Origin of the sequence: Euzebya pacifica (genome assembly GCF_003344865.1) — a bacterium.
In the GTDB taxonomy this organism is placed as follows: Bacteria; Actinomycetota; Nitriliruptoria; order Euzebyales; family Euzebyaceae; genus Euzebya; species Euzebya pacifica.
Map to the genome: position 1 here is coordinate 745437 of NZ_CP031165.1, position 22882 is coordinate 768318.

Genomic DNA, 22882 nt, shown 5'->3' on the forward strand with positions numbered 1-22882 from the left:
CCGTCCTCGATCCGGAGGAAGGCCACCCATTGGCGCACGTCTCGCTCTACCGCAAGTACCGACCGGCCACCTTCGCCGAGGTGGTCGGCCAGGACCACGTCACGACCACGCTGGCCCGGGCCGTCGACTCGGGGTCGTGGCACCACGCGTACCTCTTCACGGGGCCGCGGGGGACGGGCAAGACCTCCAGCGCGCGCATCTTCGCGATGGCACTCAACGCCACCGAGGGCCCGACCTCCACCCCGGATCAGGACGACCCGATCGTCCGCTCGATCCGCAACGGCACGGCGCCGGACGTCATCGAGATCGACGCGGCCAGCAACAACAAGGTCGAGGACGTTCGCGACCTCGTCGACCGGGTGGCCTTCACCCCCGCCATCGCGCGGCAGAAGGTCTACATCGTCGACGAGTGCCACATGCTGACCACCCAGGCGTGGAACGCGTTCCTCAAGACGATCGAGGAGCCGCCCGGCCACGTCGTGTTCGTGTTCGCCACGACCGAACCCCACAAGGTGCTGCCGACCGTGCTGTCGCGCACCCAGCGGTTCGACTTCCGACGGGTGCCGGCCAAGGTGCTGGCCGACCACTGTCGCCGGCTCGGGGACCTCGAGGGCTTCACGTTCGCCGACGACGCCCTTGCCGCCATCGTCCGCGCCGGCGACGGCAGCGTGCGCGACACCCTGTCGGTCCTCGACCAGGTCGTGGCGTTCACCGGCCGCGACGTCACGGCAGAGGGTGTCGCCGATGTGCTCGGCTCGGTGCCCGCCACCCTGCTCGACGCCCTGGCCGGTCACCTGGCCAACAGCGACGTCGCGGGTGTGCTGGGTGTCGTGGACCGCGTTGCGGACGGCGGCACCGACCTGCGACAGTTCGCCACCGACGCCGTGGAACACCTGCGGTCGCTGGTCCTGCTCCGGGCTGCGCCCGACGCCGGTCTGATCGAGGCGACGCCCGACCGTGTCGCCGAGCTGAAGGCACAGGCCGACCGCACGGGGGTCGCCGACCTCCTGCGTGCCGTCGAGCTGCTCAACGACGCCCAGCCGAAGATGCGTCGGGGCAACACGCGCCTCCCGCTCGAGATCGCCCTGGCGAAGGCCGCCCTGCCCGAGGCCGGCAATGACGTGCAGTCGCTGGCCGCGCGGCTGGAACGGGTCGAGGCCTCGGTGGCCAACGGGGCGGCACCATCGACCACCCCGGCCATGGCCGTCCCGCCAGCAGCCTCTGCCCCTGCGCCGTCCGTCCCAGCGCCCGCTCCGGCGTCGACGTCGCAACCAGCGCCGCACAGGACAGGAGCTGCGCCCGAGCCGGAGCCCACTGCAGTCGAGCCGGCGCCCACCGCTCCCGAGCCGGAGCCCGTTGCGTCCGAGCCGACAGCGCCAGCGACGACACCACCCCCGCAGGCCGAGCCGACCCCCGCCCCTGCGCCCGAACCCACGCCCCCGCCCGGTCCCGAGCCGCAGGCACCTGCCGCCGAACAGGCACCGGCAGGCGGCGGGGCAGCTGACCTGCAGGCGATCGTCAACGCGTGGCCGGCGATCATGGACATGCTCGGTGGCTCGAGCCGACGGTTGGCCGCGATCTTCGGGGAGGGCACACCGATCGCCATCTCCGAAGGGGCGGTGATCCTGCGATTCGCCTTCGACTTCCACGCCCAGCAGGCAGGTGACGGCGACAGCGCGCGGACCGTCGCCGACATCGTCGAGCGAGTGGTCGGGACGCGGTACCGGATACGGGCGACCGTCGGTGCCGTGGAGGAGGATCCACCGTCCCCTCACGTGAAGGTTGATGACGAGGCGTCGGCAGTCATCAACCACGAGGCAGCGGAAGCTGCTGGCGAGGTCACCGACGAGGCAGCCGCACACGACGCGGCCATCCGCACGCTGACCGCGGTCCTCGGGGCCGAAGTCACGAGCGACACCCAGGGGTAGGCCAGTAGGCTCACCCGCGAACGCGAGACCCAGGAGAACACGATGGGCAACCAGCAGGCCATGATGCGCCAGGCGCAGGCCATGATGAAGAAGATGCAGAAGGCGCAGGAAGCGCTGGCGGCCGAGACCGTCACCGGCTCCGCCGGCGGCGGAATGGTCGAGGCGAAGGTCAACGGGGCCGGCGAGTTCCTGTCGATCACCATCGACCCCGAAGCGGTCGACCCTGCCGACGTCGAGATGCTGCAGGACATCATCGTTGCGGCCTGCAACGACGCCGTGCGCGCCTCCAAGGAGCTCGAGGGCGAGATGATGGGCGGGATCGCTGGTGGCCTCGGGTTGCCGCCCGGCCTGATCTAGGTGTACGAAGGCCCCGTCCAGACCCTGATCGACGAGCTCGGCCGACTGCCCGGCATCGGTCCCAAGAGTGCACAGCGGCTGGCGTTCCACCTGCTCGGCACCGACCGTGCCGACGCCGAACGCCTGGCACAGGCCATCACAGCGGCCGCGCGCGACGTGCACTTCTGCCAGCGCTGCTTCAACGTGGCCGAGGCCGAGGAGTGCCGGATCTGCCGCGACCCCAAGCGGGACCAGTCGGTGCTGTGCGTGGTGGCCGAACCCAAGGACGTGCAGGCGATCGAGAAGACCGGCGAGTTCCGTGGCCGCTACCACGTGCTCGGCGGCATGATCGTGCCCATCGACGGGATCACCCCCGACAAGCTGCACATCGCCGAGCTGCTGCGGCGCATGGGCATCGAGGACATCAGCGAGGTCGTCCTCGCGTTGAACCCCACCGTCGACGGCGAGACCACCGCCAGCTACCTCACCAAGCAGCTGAAGGCGCTGGAGGTCTCGATCACGCGGATCGCCAGCGGTCTACCGGTCGGTGGTGATCTCGAGTACGCCGATCAGGTCACGCTGGGACGGGCCTTCGCCGGCCGAACGGCGATGTAGGTTCCCGCGATGACCGAGCAGTCCGGCGAACACGTGGCGGTCAACCGGGACCACTGGGATGACAACGCCCACGAGTGGGTCGCCTCCGGTGAACGCAACTGGGCACGCGAGGCCCCCGTCTGGGGCATCTGGGGCATCGACAACGGTGAGGTCCCGTTGCTGCCCGACGACCTGACCGGGCTGGACGTCGTCGAGCTGGGCTGCGGGACGGTATACGGCAGCGCATGGATGGCGCGGCGAGGCGCTCGCCGTGTCGTCGGCATCGACAACTCCGCTGGCCAGCTGGCGACCGCCACGCGTCTCGCCCAGCAGCACGGCATCGAGCTGGAGCTGATCCACGGCGACGCCGAGGCCGTGCCGCTGCCCGACGGCAGCGTCGACTTCGCCCTCTCGGAGTACGGCGCCGCCATCTGGTGCGACCCGTACCGCTGGGTGCCCGAGGCCTTTCGGCTGCTGCGGCCCGGTGGGCGGCTGGTCTTCCTCGGCACGCATCCGCTGGCCCATGTCACCGCACCGATGGACGGCTCGGTGCCGATCGACACGACGCTGCACCGTGGCTGGTTCGACCTGCATCGCCTGGACTGGACCGACGCGGTCGACGAACCGGGTGGGATCGAGTTCTGCTTGCCGACCGCGGGCTGGATGGCGTTGTTCCGCGACGTCGGCTTCGTCGTGGAGGACTACCGCGAACCCCGCTGTCCCGCGACGGGTGACGAGGTGACGTTCGCGATCACGCCGACGTGGGCGAACCGCTGGCCGAGCGAACAGGCGTGGTGGGTGCGCAGGCCGTAGGCGCGTTTGCGGGCGAGGGGTCGTCGGGTACCTCAGATGAGAACTCCGTTCATTCCCGTCCCCGTCCGAGGTGACCCCCTTGCGCACGCCTTCCTCCCTGCCCTTCCCCCGCTTCTTCTCCGGTCCACTTGCCGTCCTGATGGCCCTCGTGCTCGGCCTCTCGCTGACCGCCTGCAACGACGACGACGACGCGATCACCGAGGCCGAGGAGCAGGAGGTGCTCGACAGCGACCCCATCGAGCCCTTCTCCGATGACGTCGATGACGCCGAGAACCAGCCGGACGAGCAGGCCGGCGAACAGCAGCCGGCGATCGGTGACGATGGGTTCGTGGCGGGCAGCTTCGCCGACGTGCCGGTCCCCGAGGGTGCCTCTCCCGTGGGTGCCCCCCAGGACGTGAACGGTGTCCAGACCCAGAACTACGTGGTCACCGCCGCGTCGCCGACGACGATCATGTCGTTCTACGCCGAAGAGCTGCCGGCGCTCGGCTGGGTCGAGCGTGACCGTCAGGAGGTCGGTGACGCCCTTCGCACGATGTGGGACATGGACGACGTGTCGCTCCTCGTCGTCGCCACCGATCGTGGGGACGAGCTGGAGGAGGTCGACCTGTCGCTGCAGCTGTCGACCGACCAGGTCTGACGCCGACCGATCAGCGCTCCGGCAGCAGCAGGGCGGAGTCCCCGAGCTCGTGCCAGTCGTAGCCGACGTCGATCGCCTGTCGGTAGGCGGCGGCCAGCACTCGGGGGCCGACGACCGCCTCGAGCAGCTGCAGGTGGGACGCGTCCGCCTCGTGCCAGCCGCTGATGATCCCGTCGACGACCCAGACGCCACGTGACGGGGTGATCACGAGGTCCGTCCATCCCCGGATGGGACGGACCGTGCCGGTGGCGTCCGCCGCGGTCTCGAGGGCCCGGGTGACCGTCGTGCCGACCGCGATGACGCGTCCGCCGCTGGCCCGTGTGTGGTTGACCAACGCCGCCGTGCGTTCGCCGACCCGAAGCCGTTCGGCCCCGGGGGCCTCGCCCGCCTCCTGCGAGCTGACACCGGCGTGCAGCTGGAGGGGTGCCAGCACGACGCCACGGCTGACCAGGTCCGCCACCAACGTCAACGAGAACGGTCGGGCGGCCGAGGGCATCTCGGCGCTGCCCGGGTGGCGGGCGAACACCGTCTGGTAGTCCTCGAGCGGCCAGGTTGGTGCGCCGCCGTAGGTGATCGGGCGGCCGTGCTCGGCCAAGTGGGTCGTCACGCGTCCACCGGGCACGTCGACGCGGGCCGACCACAGCCGGGTCCCGTCGCCGTCGGGTCCTGCGCTGGCCGGGGTGCCGAGGGTCAGGTGGCCCCCGCCGGCCAGGTGCACGACGGCACCCGACGCCGCGTCGAGGATCGGCCCGCTGCCGTCGGGCTGCCGGAGCTCCACGACCCAGTCGCCCTCGTCGGTACGGGTCGAGAAGTGCACGACCGCGTGTCGGGTGATGGGCCGCCCGTCGGCATCGCCCGACACGGTGTGGCCGGGCAGCGCTGCTGGTCGGGTCGTGGACGTGTTGACCACCAGCAGGTCGGTCGGCCGCAGGAACCGGCCGAGCTCGTGGAACCTCGCGTGGATGACGGCCGTGCCATCGGCCACGAGCAGTCGGACCCCGTCGCGGGCCAGCCCCCGACGTTCCGGCGGGCTCGTGGGGATGCGTTCGGCGGGGACGTCGAAGGCCAACCGTGGCTCCAGCGCGCTCACGCGCCGACCCCGGTGGTGGCTGCCAGCAGCTCCGCCGCGCGATACCGACCACTCGGTGGTTGGTCCCGCAGCAGCCGCAGGATCGCCGGCGGCACCGTGGACGGCTCCGGACGGTCGCTGATGTCCTCGCCGGGGAACGCCGCCTGATGCATGTCGGTGCGCATGTCGCCCGGGTCGAACGCGTGCACGTGGAGCGCCGGTTCCTCCTCCGCCAGGACCGCCGACAGGTGATCCAGCGCCGCCTTGGCGCTGCCGTAGGGACCCCAGCCGGGCCAGTGGCCGACGGCGGCGTCGGAGCTGATGTTGATCACGGTGCCGGCCGTCGCGCGCAGGGCAGGCAGCAGCGTCCGGACCAGGGCGATCGGTGCGACGACGTTGGTCCGGTAGAGCGCCAGCAGGCGGTCGGGGTCGATGTCGACCACGGCCGGGAGGGGGCTGGGGCCGAGGTCGCTGGCGTTGTTGACCAGCAGGTCCAGGCGTCCGGTCTCGCCCACGACGTCGGCCAGTCGGTCGCGGTGCACCGGGTCGGCAACGTCGCCCGGCACGACCGTCACGGTCGTCCGGCTGCGCAGCTGGGCCTCGGCCACGGCGAGCGCGTCGTGGCCGCGGGCGGTCAGGATCAGGTGCCAGGGCTCGGGCTGGTCGGCGAGCCGGTCGGCGAGGGCCAGGCCGAGGCCCTTGGACGCGCCGGTGATGAGTGCGGTGCGCATGGATGACGTCCTTCGTGTCGATGGGGGTTGCGTGTGGTGCTCCTGACGGTAATAGTTGAAGTCAACTTCAAGTCAAGAGAATTCTGGAGGTGGCCGTGGACAGGGACGCGAGGCTGACGGTCAGCGAGGTCGCCGAGCGCAGCGGATACGCCCCGTCCGCGCTGCGGTACTACGAGCGGGAAGGGCTGGTCACCGCCCACCGCACCGGTGGGGGACAGCGGCGCTACGACCGGGACGTGCTCAGGCGGCTGGCCTTCATCGCCGCGGCGCGGCATGTCGGCCTGAGCCTGCAGGAGATCCGCGAGGCCCTGGCGCTGCTGCCCGAGGAGCGCACCCCGACCAAGGCCGACTGGGCCCGGATCTCGCGCGGCTGGCGTAGCCGGCTCGACGCCGAGATCGCCGCGCTCGAACGGCTGCGCGACGGGTTGACCGGCTGCATCGGCTGCGGCTGCCTGTCGCTGAAGTCCTGCACGATCTTCAACCCGGAGGACCAGCTCGCCCAGCAGGGGACCGGTGCGGTCAAGCTGCCAGAGCCGTTGCACCCCCACGAGTGAACCGGACCTGCCCGGTCGACGAATCGGAGTTCCGCGCGAGTGCGGCTAGCCTGTCGGCCATGACCGGCGTGCCCATCATCGTGCAGAAATACGGCGGAACCTCGGTGGCCGACACCGACCGCATCACGCGTGTGGCCGATCGGATCGCACGAACGAAGCGCGCCGGCAACAACGTCGTCGTCGCCGTGTCCGCCATGGGCAAGACGACCGATCAGCTGATCCGACAGGCGGAGGAGATCTCCCCGCACCCGCCCGGACGCGAGATGGACATGCTGCTGACCGCCGGTGAGCGCATCTCCATGGCGCTGCTGGCGATGGCGATCCAGGAGGAGGGGCTGAGCGCCCGTTCCTTCACCGGATCCCAGGCCGGCATCATCACCGACGACGTGCACGGCAAGGCCAAGATCCTCGACATCACCCCGGGGCGGATCACCGACGCGCTGGCCGAGGGCCACGTCGTCATCGTGGCCGGCTTCCAGGGCGTCTCGCGGACCACCAAGGACGTGACCACGTTGGGCCGCGGCGGCACCGACACCACCGCCGTCGCCCTCGCGGCAGCCCTGGGTGCCAAGGTCTGCGAGATCTACACCGACGTCGACGGCGTCTACACCGCCGACCCCCGTATCGTCCCCACGGCCCGCAAGGTCGAGCACATCTCCGCGGAGGAGATGCTGGAGCTGGCCGCCCACGGCGCCGGCGTCCTGCACACACGGTCGGTGGAGTTCGGTCGCAACCACGGCGTGGACATCCACGTCCGTTCGAGCTTCAGCCACCACCAGGGAACGTGGGTGCACGCCCACGCGGAAGGAAACCCCATGGAAGAGGCCATCATCTCCGGCGTCGCCCACGACCGGTCGGAGGGCAAGCTGACCGTGCGCGGCGTGCCGGACAAGCCCGGCGTGGCCGCCCGGGTGTTCCAGTCGCTCGCCGACGCCAACGTCAACGTCGACATGATCGTGCAGAACGTGTCGGCCACGGGCACGACCGACATGACCTTCACGATCCCGCTGACCGACTCCAAGGTGGCGCGCGAGGCGCTGGAGCCCCTGCTGACCGAGGTCGGCGCCGCTGGCCTGGAGGTCGACGAGAAGATCGGCAAGGTGTCGCTGGTCGGTGCCGGCATGAAGACCAACCCGGGCGTCGCCGCGCGCATGTTCACCGCGCTGTCGGAAGCCGGTGTCAACATCGACATGATCTCCACGTCCACCATCCGCATCTCCGTGGTGGTCGACGAGGCCGACGTCGAGATCGCCGTGAACGCCATCCACTCCGAGTTCGGGCTGGACGGCGCCGAAGTCGTCAGCGTCGAAGGAGCCTGAGTCATGACCGCATCCCCCTCCTCCACCGGGCGTCGTGTCGCCATCGCCGGGGCAACCGGTGCCGTCGGCCAGGACCTCCGCCGCCTGCTGGACCGCCGGGACTTCCCGCTGGACGATCTCGTCCTGCTGGCCTCGCCGCGCAGCGCCGGGAAGGTCATCCGCTGGCGCGACCGCGACATCACCGTGAAGGACCTGTCGGACGCCGACGCGTTCGACGGCGTCGACGTTGCCCTGTTCAGCGCCGGTGGTGGCCGGTCGACGGAGCACGCCCCTCGGGCGGTCGAGGCCGGTGCCCTGGTGGTCGACAACTCCTCGGCCTTCCGGATGGACCCCGACGTGCCGCTGGTCGTGACCGAGGTCAACGCCGACGAGCTCGACGTGCGCCCGACCAAGGGCATCATCGCCAACCCCAACTGCACGACCATGGCCGCGATGCTGCCGCTGAAGGCCCTGCACGACGCCTTCGGCCTGGTGTCGATGGTGGCCACCAGCTATCAGGCGGCCGGTGGAGCCGGGCAGTCGGGCATGGACGAGCTGCGCGAACAGGTCGGCGTGCTGGCCGACAACTTCGACCTGCTGCGGACCGACGGCGCGGCGGCCGCGAAGCTGGTGCAGGCCGACACGTTCCCGACCGCGATGGCTTTCAACGTCATCCCGCTGCGCGGCGCCATGCAGGACAACGGCTACACCGACGAAGAGATGAAGCTCCTCAACGAGTCGCGCAAGATCCTCGGGATCCCCGACCTGGAGGTCTCCCCGTCATGTGTGTCGGTGCCGGTCGTCGCCGGCCACGCCATCCAGATCCGGGCGACGTTCGGCCGCTCGGTCACCCGTGAGGCGGCGCTGCGGGCCCTCGACGGCTTCCCCGGCCTGGTCGTGGCTGACCGCCCCACGCCGCTGGAGTTCGCCGGACGCGACGAGGTGGCCGTCGGCCGGATCCGCGAGGACCTGCACGACGACCACTCCCTCAACTTCTTCTGCGTGGGCGACAACCTGCTGAAGGGCGCGGCGCTCAACACCGTCCAGATCGCCGAGGAGCTCGTGGCCCGAGGACACGTGTAGTGCGAAGCGCGTCTAGCGTGGAGCTTGCGGAGCGCGTCTAGGACGAAGTCCGTCCAGCGCGTAGCGCGTCTGATCACACCACGACGACACGGCCGGCCCCTCGACGGGCCGGCCGTTCGCGTGGCCGGCCCGGCCCCGCGTGTGCGATGCCCAGCCTCGGGGGCTGGGGAAGTCGCACGGGGTGCGCCGCCGTGTGACTTGGACGCCCCTCAGCGTGGGGCAACGCGCACGAGGTCCGAGGGTGGGTGGCATGCCCACCCTCAGGGGCGGGGGACCGCACACGCAGGTGGCCGGTGGTGGGTGGCATGCCCACCCCAAGGCGCGGGGGACCGCACACGCCCGGCCGCGGCCCGGCGCCGAGACCGCCCGGATCAGGGGGCGAAGAGGTGCTCGCGGTCGGCGTCGCGGTCGATGGAGGCCAGCAGGTCGCCGTAGCGGGTGGTGCGGATCTGTCGGAGGGCCGGGCCGCGGTACTGCGCCAGCTCGCCGGCCTTCGCCATGGCCGCCTCGCGGGGACCGTCCTCGCCCTCCGCGACGGCGTCGACGGCACCGGCAGCCAACGCACCCTCGCCACCGACCCGCTCGCCGAGCACCATCATCCGGTGCTGCGCCGGCTGGGGGATCCGTGCGGAGACCAGGCCGTCCATGACCGTGGTGAACGGCATCTGCAGCTCGACCTCGGGCAGCCGGAACCAGCCGCGATCCGACCGCATGACGCGCAGGTCCATGCAGAGGGCGACCATCGCGCCGCCGGCGATCGTGTGGCCGTTCATCGCCGCGATCGTGGGGACGTCGACCCGCAGCAGCCGGCCGAACAGCTGGTGCACGTTGCGGATGAAGTCGGGGAACGCCTCGCCGAGCCCACCGATGAACGGCAGGTCGAGGCCCTGGTTGAACGTCTTGCCCTCGCCGGTCACCACGAGGGCCGTGGGCCCCTGTGACGCCTCGACGGTGGACAGCGCGTCGTCCCACCCCGCCAGGGTCGAGTCGTTGATCACCTGCGACGCCTCGTCCAGCGTCAGGAGGTGGATGCCGTCCACGAGCTCGAGCTTCATGTCGTCTGGTCCTTCTGGTAGGTCGTGACGTGTCGCGTCGACGCGTCATCGAAGGGTTCGTCGGCCCAGCCGCACGACCGCCGGACGCGGGCCAGGCCGGCCAGCCGGGCCATCAGGTCGATCTCGCTCGGCCAGGCGTAACGCATGTTGAGGGGCAGCGTACGGACCGTGGCGTCATCGGTGACAACCCGGACCGACCGGACCGTCTGCGCCACAGGGTCGTGGTCGCCGTCGGCGAAGCGCCATGGCTGCGGCACGGCCGCCTCGACGATCAGACGACCACCCGGGACGAGGAGCCGCCCGGCAGCGCCGAGACAGGCCACCTGACGGTCCTGGTCGGGCAGCGCGAAGAGCGTGTTGAAGGCGATCAGGACCAGGTCGAACGGACCCGCCACGGGAGGATCGGCCATGTCGCCGAGCACCCCGACCACTCGGTCGCCGCCGTCCTTGGCGCCGAGCCGGGCGAGCATGCGCGCCGAGCTGTCCACGCCGGTGACGTGCAGTCCTGCGGCGGCCAGCGGGATCGCGAGCCGGCCGGTGCCGACACCCAGCTCCAGCACCCGTGTGCGGGGCGCGAGGTCCGCGGTCAGGGCCGCGACGGCCTGCTTGGCGTCGGTGTCGAGATCGGCGAAGACGGCGTCGTAGACGTCGGCCCACTCCTCGCCGAACTCCTCCGCCGGCCACACGACGGTGTCAGACCCCCAGCAGGACGGGGGCGACGTCGGTGCGCTCGCCCGGGGCCAGGCCCGGCACGACCAGGCCGACGGGACCGGAACGCTCGCCGAGGGCGACCCGCACCACCATCGGGGACGCCGACCACTGGGCCTCGAACCCGCCGTTGCCGTCGTCGGTCACGGTGGCGCCCACGGCCGACCACAGGGCCCGGGCGGCTGGTGGGTCGACGTGGGTCATCTGCAGCGCCAGCAGGTGCGGGGCGGCTGGGTCGGGCGACTGCGGGGCGGGCCTGCCGCTGCGCTCGGCGAAGTCGGCGTCGGTGCCCGACGCCCAGGCGATCTGCACGATCATCCCGCCCACCACGGACGGCCGGACGAACGCCTCGTGCCAGTGCGGGTAGGACTCGTTGCGGTCGACGGTCTGGATCCCCTCCGCGTCCAGCTCCTCGATGGCCTGCGCCAACGACGTCCCCACCTTGATGGTGACGTGGTGGACACGACCGGGGCCGAACCGCTCCAGGTAGCCGTCGATGAAGGACGGCTCACCTGTCGTGCGCCCGATCAGCTCCAGCTTGGCGCCGTTGCCAAGCCGGACCTGTTCGCTGCGGAACGCGGGGGCCTCGCCCCCGCCGACCGGCACGGCGCCACGGCCCAGCCAATGGGAGACGGCGGCGTCGACGTCGTCAACGGCGATGGCAACGTGGTCGAGTACGGCTTCGGTCAGCGGCATGCCACGAGGGTAGGTGACCGTGGTCATGTCCTGCCAAACGGCCGGCTGGGTGCGGTCCTGTTCGGTGTGGTTGGGTATGCGGCCATGAGCGATGCACACGGAGTCCCGCTGGATGTCGACGCGCTGGAGGGCTGGTTGACCGACCGGGTCGAGGTGACCCCGCCGCTGACCGCCTCGCAGATCTCCGGTGGCCGGTCGAACCTGACCTACCGGGTCGCCGACGCAGACGGCCGCACGTTCGTCGTTCGTCGGCCGCCGCTCGGGGACCTCCTGCCCGGGGCGCACGACATGTCGCGGGAAGCACGCGTGATGAGCGCGCTGGCCGACAGCGACGTGCCGGTCCCCGAGGTGATCGGCTACGAGGGCGACGAGTCGATCATCGGCGGCACCTTCTACGTGATGCGTCACGTCGACGGCCTCATCCTGCGGACCACCGAGGACGGCGCCAGCATCGACGAGGCCGCCCGCGCCACGGCCACCCGCTCGCTGGCCAGCACCATGGCCGAGCTGCACCGCATCGACCCCTACGAGATCGGGCTGGTCAAGCCGGGCCGGGGCGACAACTACCTGGCCCGCCAGCTGCACGTGTGGAAGCGACAGATGGATGCCCAGAAGGGGCGCGAGCTGCCGGTCGCCGATGCGGTGCACGACCGGTTGACCGCCGCCATCCCCGAGCAGCCGGCCACGGCGATCGTGCACGGGGACTACCGCGTGGACAACGTCATCCTCGATCCCGACGGCACCGTTGCCGCCGTGCTCGACTGGGAGCTGTGGACCGCCGGTGACCCGCTGGCCGACCTGGCGATCACCCTCGTGTACTGGGGCGACGACAGCGTGCCGGACGCGCTGATCGGACGCCCCACCGGGCACCCGGGCTATGGCACAGGGGCCGACTTCGTCCGGGCCTACGTCGACGCCGGCGGCATCGACGTGCCCGACGACGTCCTGCCCTACTACATGGCCTTCGCGACCTGGCGCCTGGCGGCGATCCTCGAGGGGGTGTACCAGCGCAACCGGGCGGGGGCCTACGGCGACGCCGACGACGGCTGGCGCATGTTCGAGGAGAAGGTGACCGACCTGTTCGACATGGCCTCCGGCTACGCCGACGAGGCCGGCATCTGACTCGCGACCGGGCGCGTCGGCTCCGATAGGATCCGCCGCGATGGAGGCTGCGACACCCTTCGACGCCGCGTTGCTGGAGCTGACACGGGCGTGGAAGGTGCGGGACGACCTCCGCCAGCAGGGCAACACCGATCACGCCGCAATCCGTGCGGCCTGGCTGGAGCTCGACCGGGCCCGCCTGTGGATCCGAAAGGTCACCGACCCGCTCATGTGGCGCTACGAACACGCCGTCGACCCCCGGACATGGCTGCCGCCGTCAGCGGCCGACCGGGTGGCCGCGATCTCCGCTGACGCCCACCGCCTGGAGGTCGACGGCATCGCCCGCCGCCTCGACGCCCTCGTCCAGCGCGACCGCGACATTCACGACCACGAGGCCGTCAACCTCGATCCGGCCGCCAACACGATGAACCCCGCGGCCGAGGCGATGATGGCGAGGGGGCTCGGCAGCCGCCCGTCGCTCGGCTATCCCGGTGCCAAGTACGAGACGGGTCTGGAGGCGATCGAGGAGATCGAGGTCCTGGCCACCAACCTCGTCCGCGAGGTCTTCGGCGCCACGTTCGCCGAGGTGCGGGTGCCGTCCGGCGCCATCGCCAACCTCTACGCATTCATGGCCACAGCATCGCCCGGGGATGCCGTCATCGTGCCGCCCGCCAGCATCGGTGGGCACGTCACCCACCACGAGGCCGGCGCCGCCGGGCTGTACGGGCTGGAGGTCCACCATGCGCCGATCGACCCCGACACCAACAGCGTGGACACCGCAGGCCTGGCGGCGCTCGCCCGGCGTGTCCGGCCCTCCCTCATCACCATCGGTGGCAGCCTCAACCTCGCCCATCATCCGGTTGCCGAGATCAGGCGCATCGCCGACGAGGTGGACGCCAAGGTGCTCTTCGACGCCGCACACCTGTGTGGCCTGATCGCGGGCCATGCGTGGCCGAATCCCCTCCAGCAGGGCGCGCACCTGATGACCATGAGCACCTACAAGAGCCTTGCCGGTCCCCCCGGCGGGCTCGTGGTGACCAACGACCCCGCGCTGGCCGAACGCATCGAGGCCATCGCCCACCCCGGCCTGACCGCCAACTTCGACGCCGGCAAGACCGCGGCCATGGCCATCACGATGCTCGACTGGCTGGTGCACGGTCGGCAGTACGCCGCCGACATGGTGACCGCCGCCGCCGACCTGGCCCGAGGGCTGGAGGCGCAGGACCTGCCCGTCCATCGCCCGGCAGGCCAGCTGACGCAGGTCAGCCACCAGCTGGCGCTGGATGCCCGGGCGCTCGGCGGGGGAACGGCGGCCGCCCAGCACCTGCGGCGGGCCAACCTGCTGACCAGCGCCATCGGCCTGCCGATCCCCTCGATCGAGGGCGACGCCAACGGGTTGCGGATGGGGACGCCAGAGATCGTTCGCTGGGGGATCAGCGGTGCCGCGATCCCGCAGCTCGCGGCCTTCATCGGCCAGGCCTGGCGCGACGACGACCCCGCTCGACTGGCGCCGAAGGTCGCGCGATTCCGCTCGGAGTTCCGGCGTATCCGCTACATCCGTGACCGCTAGGGCGTCCGGCTGACACCGTCGGACCACCCGCAGCCCGGCACGGACCCCTGTCCACCCCGTATCGTGCGGGGCAATGAAGCTCGGCATCCTCTCAAGGTCCCCCAACGCCTACTCCACGCAGCGGCTGAAGATCGCTGCGCTGGAGCGCGGTCACGAGGCGAAGGTCCTCAACACCGTCCGCTTCGGCATCGACCTGACCGGGGGCGAGCCGGACCTGCAGTTCCGCGGCCGGCACCTGTCGGACTACGACGCCATCCTCCCGAGGATCGGCGCGTCGATCACGTTCTTCGGCCTCGCGGTGGTCCGGCAGTTCGAGCAGATGGACGTCTACACGCCCAACACCGCAGCGGGTATCGCCAACTCGCGCGACAAGCTGCGGTCGATCCAGATCCTGTCCCGCCACTCCATCGGCATCCCCCGGACGATGTTCGTCCGCGACCGCAAGGACGTCCCGTCGGCCATCAAGGCCGTCGGTGGCGCACCAGTGGTCATCAAGCTGCTCGAGGGCACGCAGGGCATCGGCGTCATCCTCGCGCCCGACAACAAGGTGGCCGAGGCGGTCGTGGAGACGCTGCAGTCCACCAAGCAGAACGTGCTGATCCAGCAGTTCATCGCCGAGTCGCGTGGCAAGGACGTCCGCGCGCTGGTCGTGGGCGACCGGGTCGTGGCGGCGATGCGGCGTGTGGCGCAGGGCGACGAGTTCCGCTCCAACGTGCACCGTGGTGGCCGCACCGAGCTCGTGGACCTCGACGAGGAGTACGAGCGCGTGGCCGTCCAGGCCGCGCAGATCATGGGCCTGCGGGTGGCCGGCGTGGACATGCTGGAGTCCGACCACGGGCCCCTCGTGATGGAGGTCAACTCCTCACCGGGCCTGGAGGGCATCGAGGGGGCGACGGGCCTGGACATCGCCGGGGCGATCGTGGACTACATCGCCAGCCAGGTCGACTTCCCCGAGCTGGACGTCCGCCAGCGGCTGACGGTCTCCACCGGCTACGGGGTGGCCGAGCTGGTCGTGCGCGAGGGCTCACCGATGGTCGGCAAGTCCATCACCGAGACCGACCTGCGCGAACGGGACATCTCCGTGCTGACGTTGAACCGTGGCACCAAGGTCATCCCCAACCCGCGTGGCAACCGCGTCCTGGAAGCCGAGGACCGGCTGCTGTGCTTCGGCCGGCTCGACGAGATGCGCGACCTGGTCCCCGCCCGTCGCCGGCGGCGCAGCCAGCCGAAGGTGCAGCCGCTGCCCGACGAGCCCCTGCACGAGGTCGAGGACCACTCCCACGACGACAACGGCAACGGGGACGACTGACGGTCAGCTCGGTCCTCGCCGACAGGACGGCGTGATCAGCCGATGCCCAGGAACCGTCGTGATCAACCGATGCCGAGGAACCGCCACAGCTCGTCGGGGCCGTACGTCAGGCACAGGCCGGCACTCGCCGAGCTGACCAGCATCACCACGACCGTCCAGGCCGCGGCGCGGCGCCAGCCCGCCACCTGTGTCGGCATCGCCGCGGGCTGGTACCAGCTCGGCAGGGCCGCGTTGGTGCGCAGGTCCGACCACGCGGGGTCCACGGTGGCGTCGGGGTCGGCGTCGGGGACGTCGGGCAACGGCTGCGGCACTGATGGGGCCTCTCGTCGGGTCCGTCCGAGCCTACGACGACTCCTGTGCGACCGTCCGTTCCGTCATCGTGGCGTCACCGGACTCGCTCGGCTGTGGTTCCGGGCTGCGCGCTGAATAGACTCCAGCACCGTGCCCCGGCGTTGGGACCCTCCGTCTCCGCCGCATCGTCACCGAGAACGTCCGTGAAAGGCGCCAGTCAATGAGCCTCCAGATCTCCACCCTCGCCCAGCTGCTCCATGCCCGGGCCGATGCCTCGCCCAACGGCGTGGCCATCCGGACCAAGGGCAACGGCAGCTGGGAAGACCGCACGTGGGCGCAGGTCCGTGACCGCGCCGACCGCATCGCCGCCGGCCTGCTGACGGCCATGGACCTGGAGGACAACGACGTCGTCGGACTCCTCGGGCAGACCAGCGAGGCGTGGGTGACGTGTGACTTCGCGGCGCTGTCGGTTGGCCTGCAGACCGTGCCGATCTACGCCTCCCTGCACCCCGAGGAGGTCGGCTACGCCCACGTCGACACCGGCATCAAGCTGGTCATCGTCGACGACGCCAGCCAGCTGGAGAAGATCCGCACGATGCGGAAGGGCTTCACCTTCTTCGAGACCGACTACAGCGCGGACCAGCTGGTTCTGCAGCACGTCATCGTCATCGACCCCACCGGCATCGACCCGGCCGACGACTGGGAGTCCCTGGCCGACGTCGAGGCCCGCGGCAAGGAGAAGCTGGACGAGCTGCGCGAGGAGATGACCCGCCGGCGCGAGGCCGCCAGCCCCGACCAGACGGCGACCTACACCTACACCTCGGGCACCACCGGTCCGCCCAAGGCCGTCATCCAGACCCACGACAACCACCTTGCGATGGCACGCGCCGCGGAGAAGTCGGCCCTGCTGGACGACGACATGCGGGCAGGCGGGTTGTTCCTCTTCCTGCCCCTCGCCCACTCCTTCGGTCGCCTGATCCAGTTCTCGGCGCCCTACATGGACCTGCCGCTGATCATCTCCGCGGTGGCGACGCTGGCCGACGACGCCCGTGAGACCCGCCCCGGCTTCTTCCCGGCCGCCCCGCGCGTCTACGAGAAGATGAAGTCCAAGATCGAGACGACGGTGGCCGGTTCGCCGCCAGCCCGCCAGAAGATCTTCGGGTGGGCCCTCGGCGTCGGCAGGCAGACGGTGCCGTTCCGCACCCAGGGCAAGGAGCTGCCGCTGCTCCTCAAGCTGCAGTACGCCGTCGCGGACAAGGTCGTGCTGTCCAAGCTGCGTGCGCTGCTCGGCATGGACCGCACCAAGGCGCTGCTGTCGGGGTCCGCGCCGCTGGACGCAGAGGTGCACACCTTCTTCCTCGCGCTCGGGCTGGACCTGATCGAGGCGTACGGCCTGACCGAGACCTGCCCCGGCCTGACGTCCAACCTGCCGGGCGACATGAAGGTCGGGACGGTCGGCAAGGCGCTCCCCGGTGTCGAGCTGAAGATCGCCAACGACCGTGAGATCCTCGCCAAGGGCCCCAACATCACCCAGGGCTACCTGAATCGTCCCGACGCCACCGGCGACGCCTTCGACGACGAGGGCTGGTTCCACACCGGTGACGAGGGGTCGATCGACGCCGACGGCTTCCTCAAGATCACGGGCCGCAAGAAGGAGCTGATCAAGACCTCCGGTGGCAAGTACGTCGCACCGGCCAAGATCGAGGGTTCGCTGAAGCTGCTGCCGATCATCCAGGAAGCGGTCGTCATCGGCGACACCAAGAACTACTGCACCGCCCTGATCTCCATCGACCCCGAGGAGCTGGAGGAGTGGGCGAAGCAGCAGGGCATCGCGCCCAGCCAGGACGCCCCCGAGGTCGCCAAGGCCATCGAGGCGCACGTCGCCAAGGTCAACGGCGACCTGGCCAGCTTCGAGACCATCAAGTACTGGAGCCTCGTCCCCGAGCCGCTCAGCGTCGACAACGGCTTCCTGACGGCGTCGCTGAAGGTCAAGCGCAACGTCGTCCACGACGCCTACGCCGACCTCATCGAGGACATGTACGACGGCAAGAAGAAGTAGCTCCTCCAGCATCAACGCACGACGCCCCGGCCGCTGGCCGGGGCGTTCCTGCGTCCGGCTTGTCCACAGGGGCGACGACCTTGACGGTCCGGGTCGGATGTGTCGCACTACGGTCATGGACATGGAGACCGCGGGTGCCGAGCTGCCTGACGAGGTTCGCCGGATCACGCGGGCCGAGTTCAACGCCATGGGCGACGCCGGCCTGTTCGAGGACGAGCAGGTCGAGTTGCTCGAAGGGGTGATCGTGTCGATGGCCGCCGAGGGGGGACCGCACGTCAAGGCCGTCATGTGGCTCACCAACCACTTCGCGAGGATGCTGTCGGACGACGTGATGGTGGGCGTGTCCCACCCGTACGCGGCCAGCGACTACAGCCAGCCCCAGCCCGACCTTGCCGTCGTCGACGTCGACGACGTCCGCCGGATCACCGACGGAGTGCGGGGTGCCCGATTGCTGGTCGAGGTCGCGGTGTCCAGCAGGCGGCGCGACCTGGTCACCAAGGTCCGTGTGTACGCCACAGCCGGGATCGAGGAGTACTGGGTGGCGGATCTGGTCGACGAGGTCGTCGTCGTGCATCGCCGACCGACTGAGGGGGCCTACGTCGACGTGACCCGTCACGGGACAGGGGATGTGGTCCGGGCATGCGGCGTCGACGTGCCGCTGGCCGACCTCTTCGCCTTCGTCGACCGGGGCCGGGACGCATGACGCCCCGGCCGATGGCCGGGGCGTCTGCGGCGGGGCCGTCCCTGCAGGGGGTGGGGATGCAGGGACGCCCGGCGGGTCGGGTCAGCTGACTGTCGCGGTCAGGTCGACCGTGCCGGAGCCGGAGTAGGCGTCGACCCGCACGTACAGGTACCCCGCGGTGGGGGAGGTGTCGGTGCAGGTCTCGTCCGAGCCGCCCTGGTACGGACGGCAGTCCCAGGCGGAGTCCGTCGGCCGGGCGGCGTCACGGGTGTACAGGTCGGCGTCGAACGAACAACCGAACAGGCCGCAGGACGGGCCGTCGATGCTGACGGTGATGCTGTTGGCACCGGCGGGCACGGCGATCTTGTAGAACGCTTCGTCGCCGCTGCCCGACAGGCTGACCTGCACCGTCTGGCCGGACGTCAGGTTCGGGGTGGATGGGTCGGGGTCGCCACCCGGGTCGGACGCCTCGACGGTGACGGTGGTCGACGTCGTGTCGGTGTCGGTCCCGTCGTCGACGGTCAGGGTGACGGTGTAGGTGCCGTCGGCCGCGTAGGTGTGGCTGGCGGTCGCACCGGTGGCGGTCGAGCCGTCCCCGAAGTCCCAGGAGTGGGTCAGGGCATCGCCGTCGGCGTCGCTGGAGGCGGTGCCGTCCACGTCGATGGTCAGCTCGTCGGTGGTCGTGGTGAACGCCGCGGTCGGGGCGGTGTTGGTCGGGCCGCCGCCGGTGCCACCGTCGCACAGCACGTCGACCATCAGGTCGACCCGCACCAGGCCGTGGCCGTAGCTGCGGTCCCAGCCGTTGGCACCGAGGTCCTCGGCGGTGGACTCCATGGCGTTGCGGACATCGGCGTTGGTGGTGCCGGACGGCGCGCAGCTCCATGCCAGGGCGAGGGCGCCCGACACGTGGGGGGTGGCCATCGAGGTGCCGCTCAGCGAGCTGTAGGAGGAGTTTGAGGAGTTGTAGGTCGACAGGACGCTCGACCCGGGGGCCACGACGTCCAGCTCGTCACCAGCGTTGGAGTAGCTGGCCTTGCCCTTGTCGGCGTCGAGCGCACCGACCGCGATGGCGTTGTCGTAGGCCGCCGGGTAGGAGACGCCGTTGCTGGCGCCGTCGTTGCCGGATGCAGCGACGACGACGACGCCGTTGTTCCACGCGTAGTCGATGGCGTTCTCGAAGGACTGGGAGTACCCGCCGCCGCCGAGGGACATCGAGATGATGTCGGCCCCGTCGTCGGTCGCGTCATAAACGGCCTGGGCGATGGACGACGTCGAGCCGGAGCACTGGATGTTGAAGATGCCGCCGGTGGCGTCGAGGACCTTGTAGGTCATCATCTGCGCCTGGGACATGCCGGCGACGCCGATGCCGTTGTTGGTGGTCGCGCCGACGGTGCCGGCGACGTGCGTGCCGTGGCCACAGTTGTCGCTGCTGTTGCCGGTGTAGACCTGCGTGGCCGAGAAGCGGCTCGTGGGTGTCAGGTCCTGGTGACCGTGGCGGGTTCCGGTGTCGAGCACCGCGACGCTGATGGAGGTGTCGCCGTAGCCGACCGCGCCCCACGCCTCCTCCGCACCCATCATCTCGGGGCCGTACTGGTCGCCGTAGCGGGCGTCGTTCGGGATCGCCTGGCTGTAGCGGGTCTCGTCCTCCTCGACGTAGGCGACGCCGGGGACAGCGGTGCTGGCGAGGCGGAGGGCACGAAGTCCGTCGACCTCGACGGCGACGAAGGCGCCCTGTGGCGAGACGTGGACGACCTCGAGGCCGTTGATGGCCTCCAGCGCGCCGACCGCCGCGGGCAGGTCGCCCTCGACGCCGATGATGAGGCTGGCGGGCTGCTCCTCCCCGCGCTGGTCGTCGGCCGGCGCGTCCTCGGCCGCAGCCGGGGTCACGAGCGCGAGCAGGAGCAGGCAGGCAAGGAACGAGGGGAGGAATGGTCGGTTCACGATGCGCAGGGTCCTTCGTGGTTGGGGAGGGGGGACACGGGGTAGACGCGCCGGACCCCTACGCGTTAGCAGGCGTTGGAAGGAGACCTCGGTACTCCAAGCCGTGACCGGCACCTGACCGATCGTTCACATCCGTACGATGTGATAGCTGGAGCAAGCACTATGCTTGCTGTTGTTTCCCTATCCTCCGTCAGGAGACCCCTCATGTTCCGTCGTCGTGACCCCAAGACCGATGTGATCCGTCGGCTTCCGGCGTTCGCCGACCAGTCCACCCGGCGCGTCGCCGACGCCAGCAAGGTGCTGGACCTCGTCACCGTCGAGGCCGGCCACACGCTGCTGACCCAGGGCGACCTGGGCCACGAGTTCTACCTGGTCGTCGAGGGCCGAGCCCGCGTCGAGCGTGACGGGCAGGTCATCGCCCACATCAGCGACGGCGCCGTCATCGGCGAGATGGCCCTGGTCGGCGCCGGCCGCCGCAACGCCACCGTTGTCGCCGAGACCGAGATGGTGCTGGCCACGAGCACCCGCCCGTACTTCGCCGGGCTGGTCGCAGAGTTCCCCGGCTTCGGCCGCCAGGTACGCCAGGCCAGCGAGGCCCGCACCGCCGTCCCCGCCTGACCCATCCCAGGGTGGCCGAGGCAGCGGCGGCGGGAACCCGGCGGCCCGGCCCACCCCCCAACGTGTGTCGGCCAATCACGACGGGTGGCCGCTTTTCCGACACGCGTCGGTGGGGGTGGCCGGCCCGACCCCAACGTGTGTCGGCCAATCACGACGGGTGGCCGCTTTTTCGACACACGTCGGTGGGGGTGCCCGGCCCGACCCCAACGTGTGTCGGCCAATCACGACGGGTGGCCGCTTTCTCGACACGCCTCACGGGTGGCCGAGGCACCGGCGGACGGCGTCCACCAACCCCATGCAGGGGAGGAGGAGGCGGGCCGCGATGTGGCCGTCGGGCCTGATCACGACGACGCAGTCGCCGACCACCTCCAGCGCCCGACCCACGGTGGAGCGGGGCTCGAACCGCAACGTCGTGACCCCGACCCCTGTCGCACCCACCTCGGCGCCACACCGGGCCGCCACCGCCTCCGCGTCCTCCCCGAAGGCCAGCAGCACGATGCCGTCGCCGAACCGCTCTCGCAGCCGACCGCCGCCCACCGGCCCGTCGGGGCACAGGACCCCCGGGACCGGCGGCCGTGGAACACCCGCGTCGACAGGAAACCCCCCGAGGTCCCCCGCCGGTGTGGTCAGCGGTGAGTCGACGTACCAGAACGGCTCGGCCAGCACCCCGGAGTCGATCGACGCGCGCGCCGACGGGTCGTCCACGGCGCGGTCGAGGGTGTCCACGCGATGTCGCCGCTCCTCCTCCGCCCTCGGGGCGATGAACCGCATCGTGTCGCCCGTCACGCGCAGGTTCTCCCTCGCCGCCGGGATCCGCTCGGCCGCATAGCTGTCCAGCAGGTCCGGGCCGGCCCACCCCCGCTCGACGAACGCCAGCTTCCATGCCAGGTTCTCGGCGTCCTGGATTCCCGAGTTCAGGCCCCGGGCGCCGAACGGGGACATCAGGTGGGCGGCGTCGCCGGCCAGGAACACCCGGTCGCGACGCCACGGGTCGGCGATGCGCTGGTGGAAGCGATAGACGCTGACCCAGTCGATCCGGTACGGGGCGTTGCCGACGATCTGACGGATCCGCCGGTCGAGCTCACCCGAGGACCGGGCCTCCTCCAGCGAGAAGTCCGCCGGGACCTGCCAGTCGATCCGCCAGATCGACCGCGGCTGCTGGTGGACGAGGACCTGACGGCCGGGGTTCCACTCGGGGTCGAAGTGGAAGCGACGCTCGGCGGGGAACGGCAGGTCGGCCTCGATGTCGGCGATGAGGAACTGGTCGTCCCACGTCTCGCCCTCGAACGAGGCACCGATCGCCTGGCGCACCGTCGAACGGGCCCCGTCGGCGCCGACCAGCCACGCGCCCTCCACCTGCGCCGATCCTTCGTCGGTGTGCACCGTCGCGGCCACCCCACCGTCATCGCTCGACAGCCCGACCAGCCGACAGCCCATCCGCAGGTCGACCAGCGGCTCGGCGTCAACCCGGTCCATGAGGTACCCCTCGAGCGCGGACTGGCTGAGGTTGACGAACGGCGGCAGCGCCTCGGGGCCGGTGCTGGGCAGCTCCACGACCTTCAGCTCGAGGTCCCGGTAGAACGTCCGGCCCGTCCGCCACGTCACCCCCTCCGCCACGGCCTGCTGCGCCACGCCCACCCGGTCGAGGACGTCGAGGACGTCGCGCTGGAAGCAGATCGCCTTGGACCCGACGCGGGTTGCGAGGGGCTCGGCCTCCAGCACCACCGAGGGGACCCCGTGACGGGCCAGCAGCAGCGCCGTGGTCATGCCAACCGGCCCACCGCCGGCGATCACCACGGGCGCGTGCAT

The 22882-nt window shown here is 70.8% G+C and carries 22 protein-coding genes; 14 read left to right on the top strand and 8 right to left on the bottom strand.

Annotation, left to right across the window (positions count from 1 at the left end; all coding sequences use genetic code 11):
• Positions 1-29: 29 nt before the first annotated feature.
• The 5 genes from dnaX (at position 30) to DVS28_RS03030 (ending at position 4308) form a co-directional block, all read left to right on the top strand.
• Entirely contained in the window at positions 30-1928 is a 1899-nt protein-coding gene (dnaX, locus tag DVS28_RS03010) for a DNA polymerase III subunit gamma/tau (RefSeq protein WP_164709864.1), read from the top strand.
• A gap of 42 nt (positions 1929-1970) precedes the next feature.
• Positions 1971-2285 carry a YbaB/EbfC family nucleoid-associated protein gene (locus DVS28_RS03015; protein WP_108666624.1) on the top strand — a complete coding sequence of 105 codons (315 nt, stop codon included), beginning with the start codon at positions 1971-1973 and terminating at the stop codon, positions 2283-2285.
• Complete coding sequence (gene recR, locus DVS28_RS03020; RefSeq protein ID WP_114590139.1) at positions 2286-2879, top strand: recombination mediator RecR; 594 nt, start codon at positions 2286-2288, stop codon at positions 2877-2879. It abuts the gene before it with no gap.
• 9 nt (positions 2880-2888) lie between these two features.
• Entirely contained in the window at positions 2889-3671 is a 783-nt protein-coding gene (locus DVS28_RS03025; protein ID WP_114590140.1) for a class I SAM-dependent methyltransferase, read from the top strand.
• Positions 3672-3750: 79 nt separating this feature from the next.
• Positions 3751-4308: a hypothetical protein gene (locus tag DVS28_RS03030; protein ID WP_164709865.1), complete on the top strand. Its 558-nt coding sequence runs from the start codon at positions 3751-3753 to the stop codon at positions 4306-4308.
• 10 nt (positions 4309-4318) lie between these two features.
• Here DVS28_RS03030 and DVS28_RS03035 read toward each other — a convergent pair whose 3' ends face one another.
• Positions 4319-5398 carry an S-adenosylmethionine:tRNA ribosyltransferase-isomerase gene (locus DVS28_RS03035; protein ID WP_216826357.1) on the bottom strand — a complete coding sequence of 360 codons (1080 nt, stop codon included), beginning with the start codon at positions 5396-5398 and terminating at the stop codon, positions 4319-4321.
• Complete coding sequence (locus DVS28_RS03040) at positions 5395-6108, bottom strand: SDR family NAD(P)-dependent oxidoreductase (RefSeq protein WP_114590142.1); 714 nt, start codon at positions 6106-6108, stop codon at positions 5395-5397. Before DVS28_RS03040 ends, DVS28_RS03035 begins: the two co-directional genes overlap by 4 nt.
• Before the next feature lie 89 nt (positions 6109-6197).
• Here DVS28_RS03040 and soxR point away from each other — a divergent pair, with 89 nt between their 5' ends.
• The 3 genes from soxR (at position 6198) to DVS28_RS03055 (ending at position 9043) form a co-directional block, all read left to right on the top strand.
• The gene (gene soxR, locus DVS28_RS03045) at positions 6198-6662 is read left to right on the top strand and encodes a redox-sensitive transcriptional activator SoxR (RefSeq protein ID WP_245973575.1); all 465 of its coding nucleotides are present in this window, start codon (positions 6198-6200) and stop codon (positions 6660-6662) included.
• Positions 6663-6730: 68 nt separating this feature from the next.
• On the top strand, positions 6731-7981 hold the full coding sequence (locus DVS28_RS03050) for an aspartate kinase (RefSeq protein WP_114593957.1): 1251 nt from the start codon (positions 6731-6733) through the stop codon (positions 7979-7981).
• A 3-nt stretch (positions 7982-7984) separates the two neighbouring features.
• On the top strand, positions 7985-9043 hold the full coding sequence (locus DVS28_RS03055; RefSeq protein WP_114590143.1) for an aspartate-semialdehyde dehydrogenase: 1059 nt from the start codon (positions 7985-7987) through the stop codon (positions 9041-9043).
• A gap of 371 nt (positions 9044-9414) precedes the next feature.
• Here the strand turns inward: DVS28_RS03055 and DVS28_RS03060 are convergent, their stop codons facing one another.
• The 3 genes from DVS28_RS03060 to DVS28_RS28090 are packed head-to-tail and all read right to left on the bottom strand — an operon-like array spanning position 9415 to position 11502.
• A complete protein-coding gene (locus tag DVS28_RS03060) occupies positions 9415-10098 on the bottom strand; it encodes an enoyl-CoA hydratase/isomerase family protein (RefSeq protein WP_114590144.1) in 684 nt (227 codons plus the stop codon).
• Positions 10095-10784 carry a class I SAM-dependent DNA methyltransferase gene (locus DVS28_RS03065; protein ID WP_114590145.1) on the bottom strand — a complete coding sequence of 230 codons (690 nt, stop codon included), beginning with the start codon at positions 10782-10784 and terminating at the stop codon, positions 10095-10097. Before DVS28_RS03065 ends, DVS28_RS03060 begins: the two co-directional genes overlap by 4 nt.
• Positions 10785-10791: 7 nt before the next feature.
• Positions 10792-11502, bottom strand: coding sequence for a VOC family protein (locus tag DVS28_RS28090; RefSeq protein ID WP_164709866.1), 711 nt, complete (start codon positions 11500-11502; stop codon positions 10792-10794).
• An 84-nt stretch (positions 11503-11586) separates the two neighbouring features.
• Here DVS28_RS28090 and DVS28_RS28095 point away from each other — a divergent pair, with 84 nt between their 5' ends.
• The 3 genes from DVS28_RS28095 (at position 11587) to DVS28_RS03080 (ending at position 15482) form a co-directional block, all read left to right on the top strand.
• On the top strand, positions 11587-12624 hold the full coding sequence (locus DVS28_RS28095; protein WP_164709867.1) for a phosphotransferase family protein: 1038 nt from the start codon (positions 11587-11589) through the stop codon (positions 12622-12624).
• A gap of 40 nt (positions 12625-12664) precedes the next feature.
• Complete coding sequence (locus DVS28_RS03075) at positions 12665-14173, top strand: serine hydroxymethyltransferase (RefSeq protein ID WP_216826358.1); 1509 nt, start codon at positions 12665-12667, stop codon at positions 14171-14173.
• A 73-nt stretch (positions 14174-14246) separates the two neighbouring features.
• Positions 14247-15482: a RimK family alpha-L-glutamate ligase gene (locus tag DVS28_RS03080; protein WP_114590147.1), complete on the top strand. Its 1236-nt coding sequence runs from the start codon at positions 14247-14249 to the stop codon at positions 15480-15482.
• A gap of 62 nt (positions 15483-15544) precedes the next feature.
• On the opposite strand, the gene DVS28_RS03085 is transcribed toward DVS28_RS03080, so the two are convergent.
• A complete protein-coding gene (locus DVS28_RS03085; RefSeq protein ID WP_114590148.1) occupies positions 15545-15793 on the bottom strand; it encodes a hypothetical protein in 249 nt (82 codons plus the stop codon).
• 200 nt (positions 15794-15993) lie between these two features.
• Between DVS28_RS03085 and DVS28_RS03090 the strand changes: the two genes are divergently transcribed.
• Entirely contained in the window at positions 15994-17832 is a 1839-nt protein-coding gene (locus tag DVS28_RS03090) for an AMP-dependent synthetase/ligase (RefSeq protein WP_114590149.1), read from the top strand.
• A gap of 121 nt (positions 17833-17953) precedes the next feature.
• Entirely contained in the window at positions 17954-18535 is a 582-nt protein-coding gene (locus DVS28_RS03095) for a Uma2 family endonuclease (RefSeq protein ID WP_164709868.1), read from the top strand.
• An 81-nt stretch (positions 18536-18616) separates the two neighbouring features.
• Here the strand turns inward: DVS28_RS03095 and DVS28_RS03100 are convergent, their stop codons facing one another.
• A complete protein-coding gene (locus DVS28_RS03100) occupies positions 18617-20455 on the bottom strand; it encodes a S8 family serine peptidase (RefSeq protein ID WP_114590151.1) in 1839 nt (612 codons plus the stop codon).
• Positions 20456-20659: 204 nt separating this feature from the next.
• Between DVS28_RS03100 and DVS28_RS03105 the strand changes: the two genes are divergently transcribed.
• The gene (locus DVS28_RS03105; RefSeq protein WP_164709869.1) at positions 20660-21073 is read left to right on the top strand and encodes a cyclic nucleotide-binding domain-containing protein; all 414 of its coding nucleotides are present in this window, start codon (positions 20660-20662) and stop codon (positions 21071-21073) included.
• 252 nt (positions 21074-21325) lie between these two features.
• On the opposite strand, the gene DVS28_RS03110 is transcribed toward DVS28_RS03105, so the two are convergent.
• On the bottom strand, positions 21326-22882 hold the full coding sequence (locus DVS28_RS03110) for an FAD-dependent monooxygenase (protein ID WP_114593959.1): 1557 nt from the start codon (positions 22880-22882) through the stop codon (positions 21326-21328).

Coding starts and splice junctions, on each gene's coding strand:
- DVS28_RS03040 (WP_114590142.1), bottom strand. CDS start 6,108: ATGCGCACCGCACTCATCACCGGCGCGTCCAAGGGCCTCGGCCTGGCC.
- DVS28_RS03080 (WP_114590147.1), top strand. CDS start 14,247: ATGAAGCTCGGCATCCTCTCAAGGTCCCCCAACGCCTACTCCACGCAG.
- DVS28_RS03015 (WP_108666624.1), top strand. CDS start 1,971: ATGGGCAACCAGCAGGCCATGATGCGCCAGGCGCAGGCCATGATGAAG.
- DVS28_RS03090 (WP_114590149.1), top strand. CDS start 15,994: ATGAGCCTCCAGATCTCCACCCTCGCCCAGCTGCTCCATGCCCGGGCC.
- DVS28_RS03095 (WP_164709868.1), top strand. CDS start 17,954: ATGGAGACCGCGGGTGCCGAGCTGCCTGACGAGGTTCGCCGGATCACG.
- DVS28_RS28090 (WP_164709866.1), bottom strand. CDS start 11,502: ATGCCGCTGACCGAAGCCGTACTCGACCACGTTGCCATCGCCGTTGAC.
- DVS28_RS03110 (WP_114593959.1), bottom strand. CDS start 22,882: ATGCACGCGCCCGTGGTGATCGCCGGCGGTGGGCCGGTTGGCATGACC.
- DVS28_RS03055 (WP_114590143.1), top strand. CDS start 7,985: ATGACCGCATCCCCCTCCTCCACCGGGCGTCGTGTCGCCATCGCCGGG.
- DVS28_RS03075 (WP_216826358.1), top strand. CDS start 12,665: ATGGAGGCTGCGACACCCTTCGACGCCGCGTTGCTGGAGCTGACACGG.
- DVS28_RS03060 (WP_114590144.1), bottom strand. CDS start 10,098: ATGAAGCTCGAGCTCGTGGACGGCATCCACCTCCTGACGCTGGACGAG.
- DVS28_RS03025 (WP_114590140.1), top strand. CDS start 2,889: ATGACCGAGCAGTCCGGCGAACACGTGGCGGTCAACCGGGACCACTGG.
- DVS28_RS28095 (WP_164709867.1), top strand. CDS start 11,587: ATGAGCGATGCACACGGAGTCCCGCTGGATGTCGACGCGCTGGAGGGC.
- DVS28_RS03105 (WP_164709869.1), top strand. CDS start 20,660: ATGTTCCGTCGTCGTGACCCCAAGACCGATGTGATCCGTCGGCTTCCG.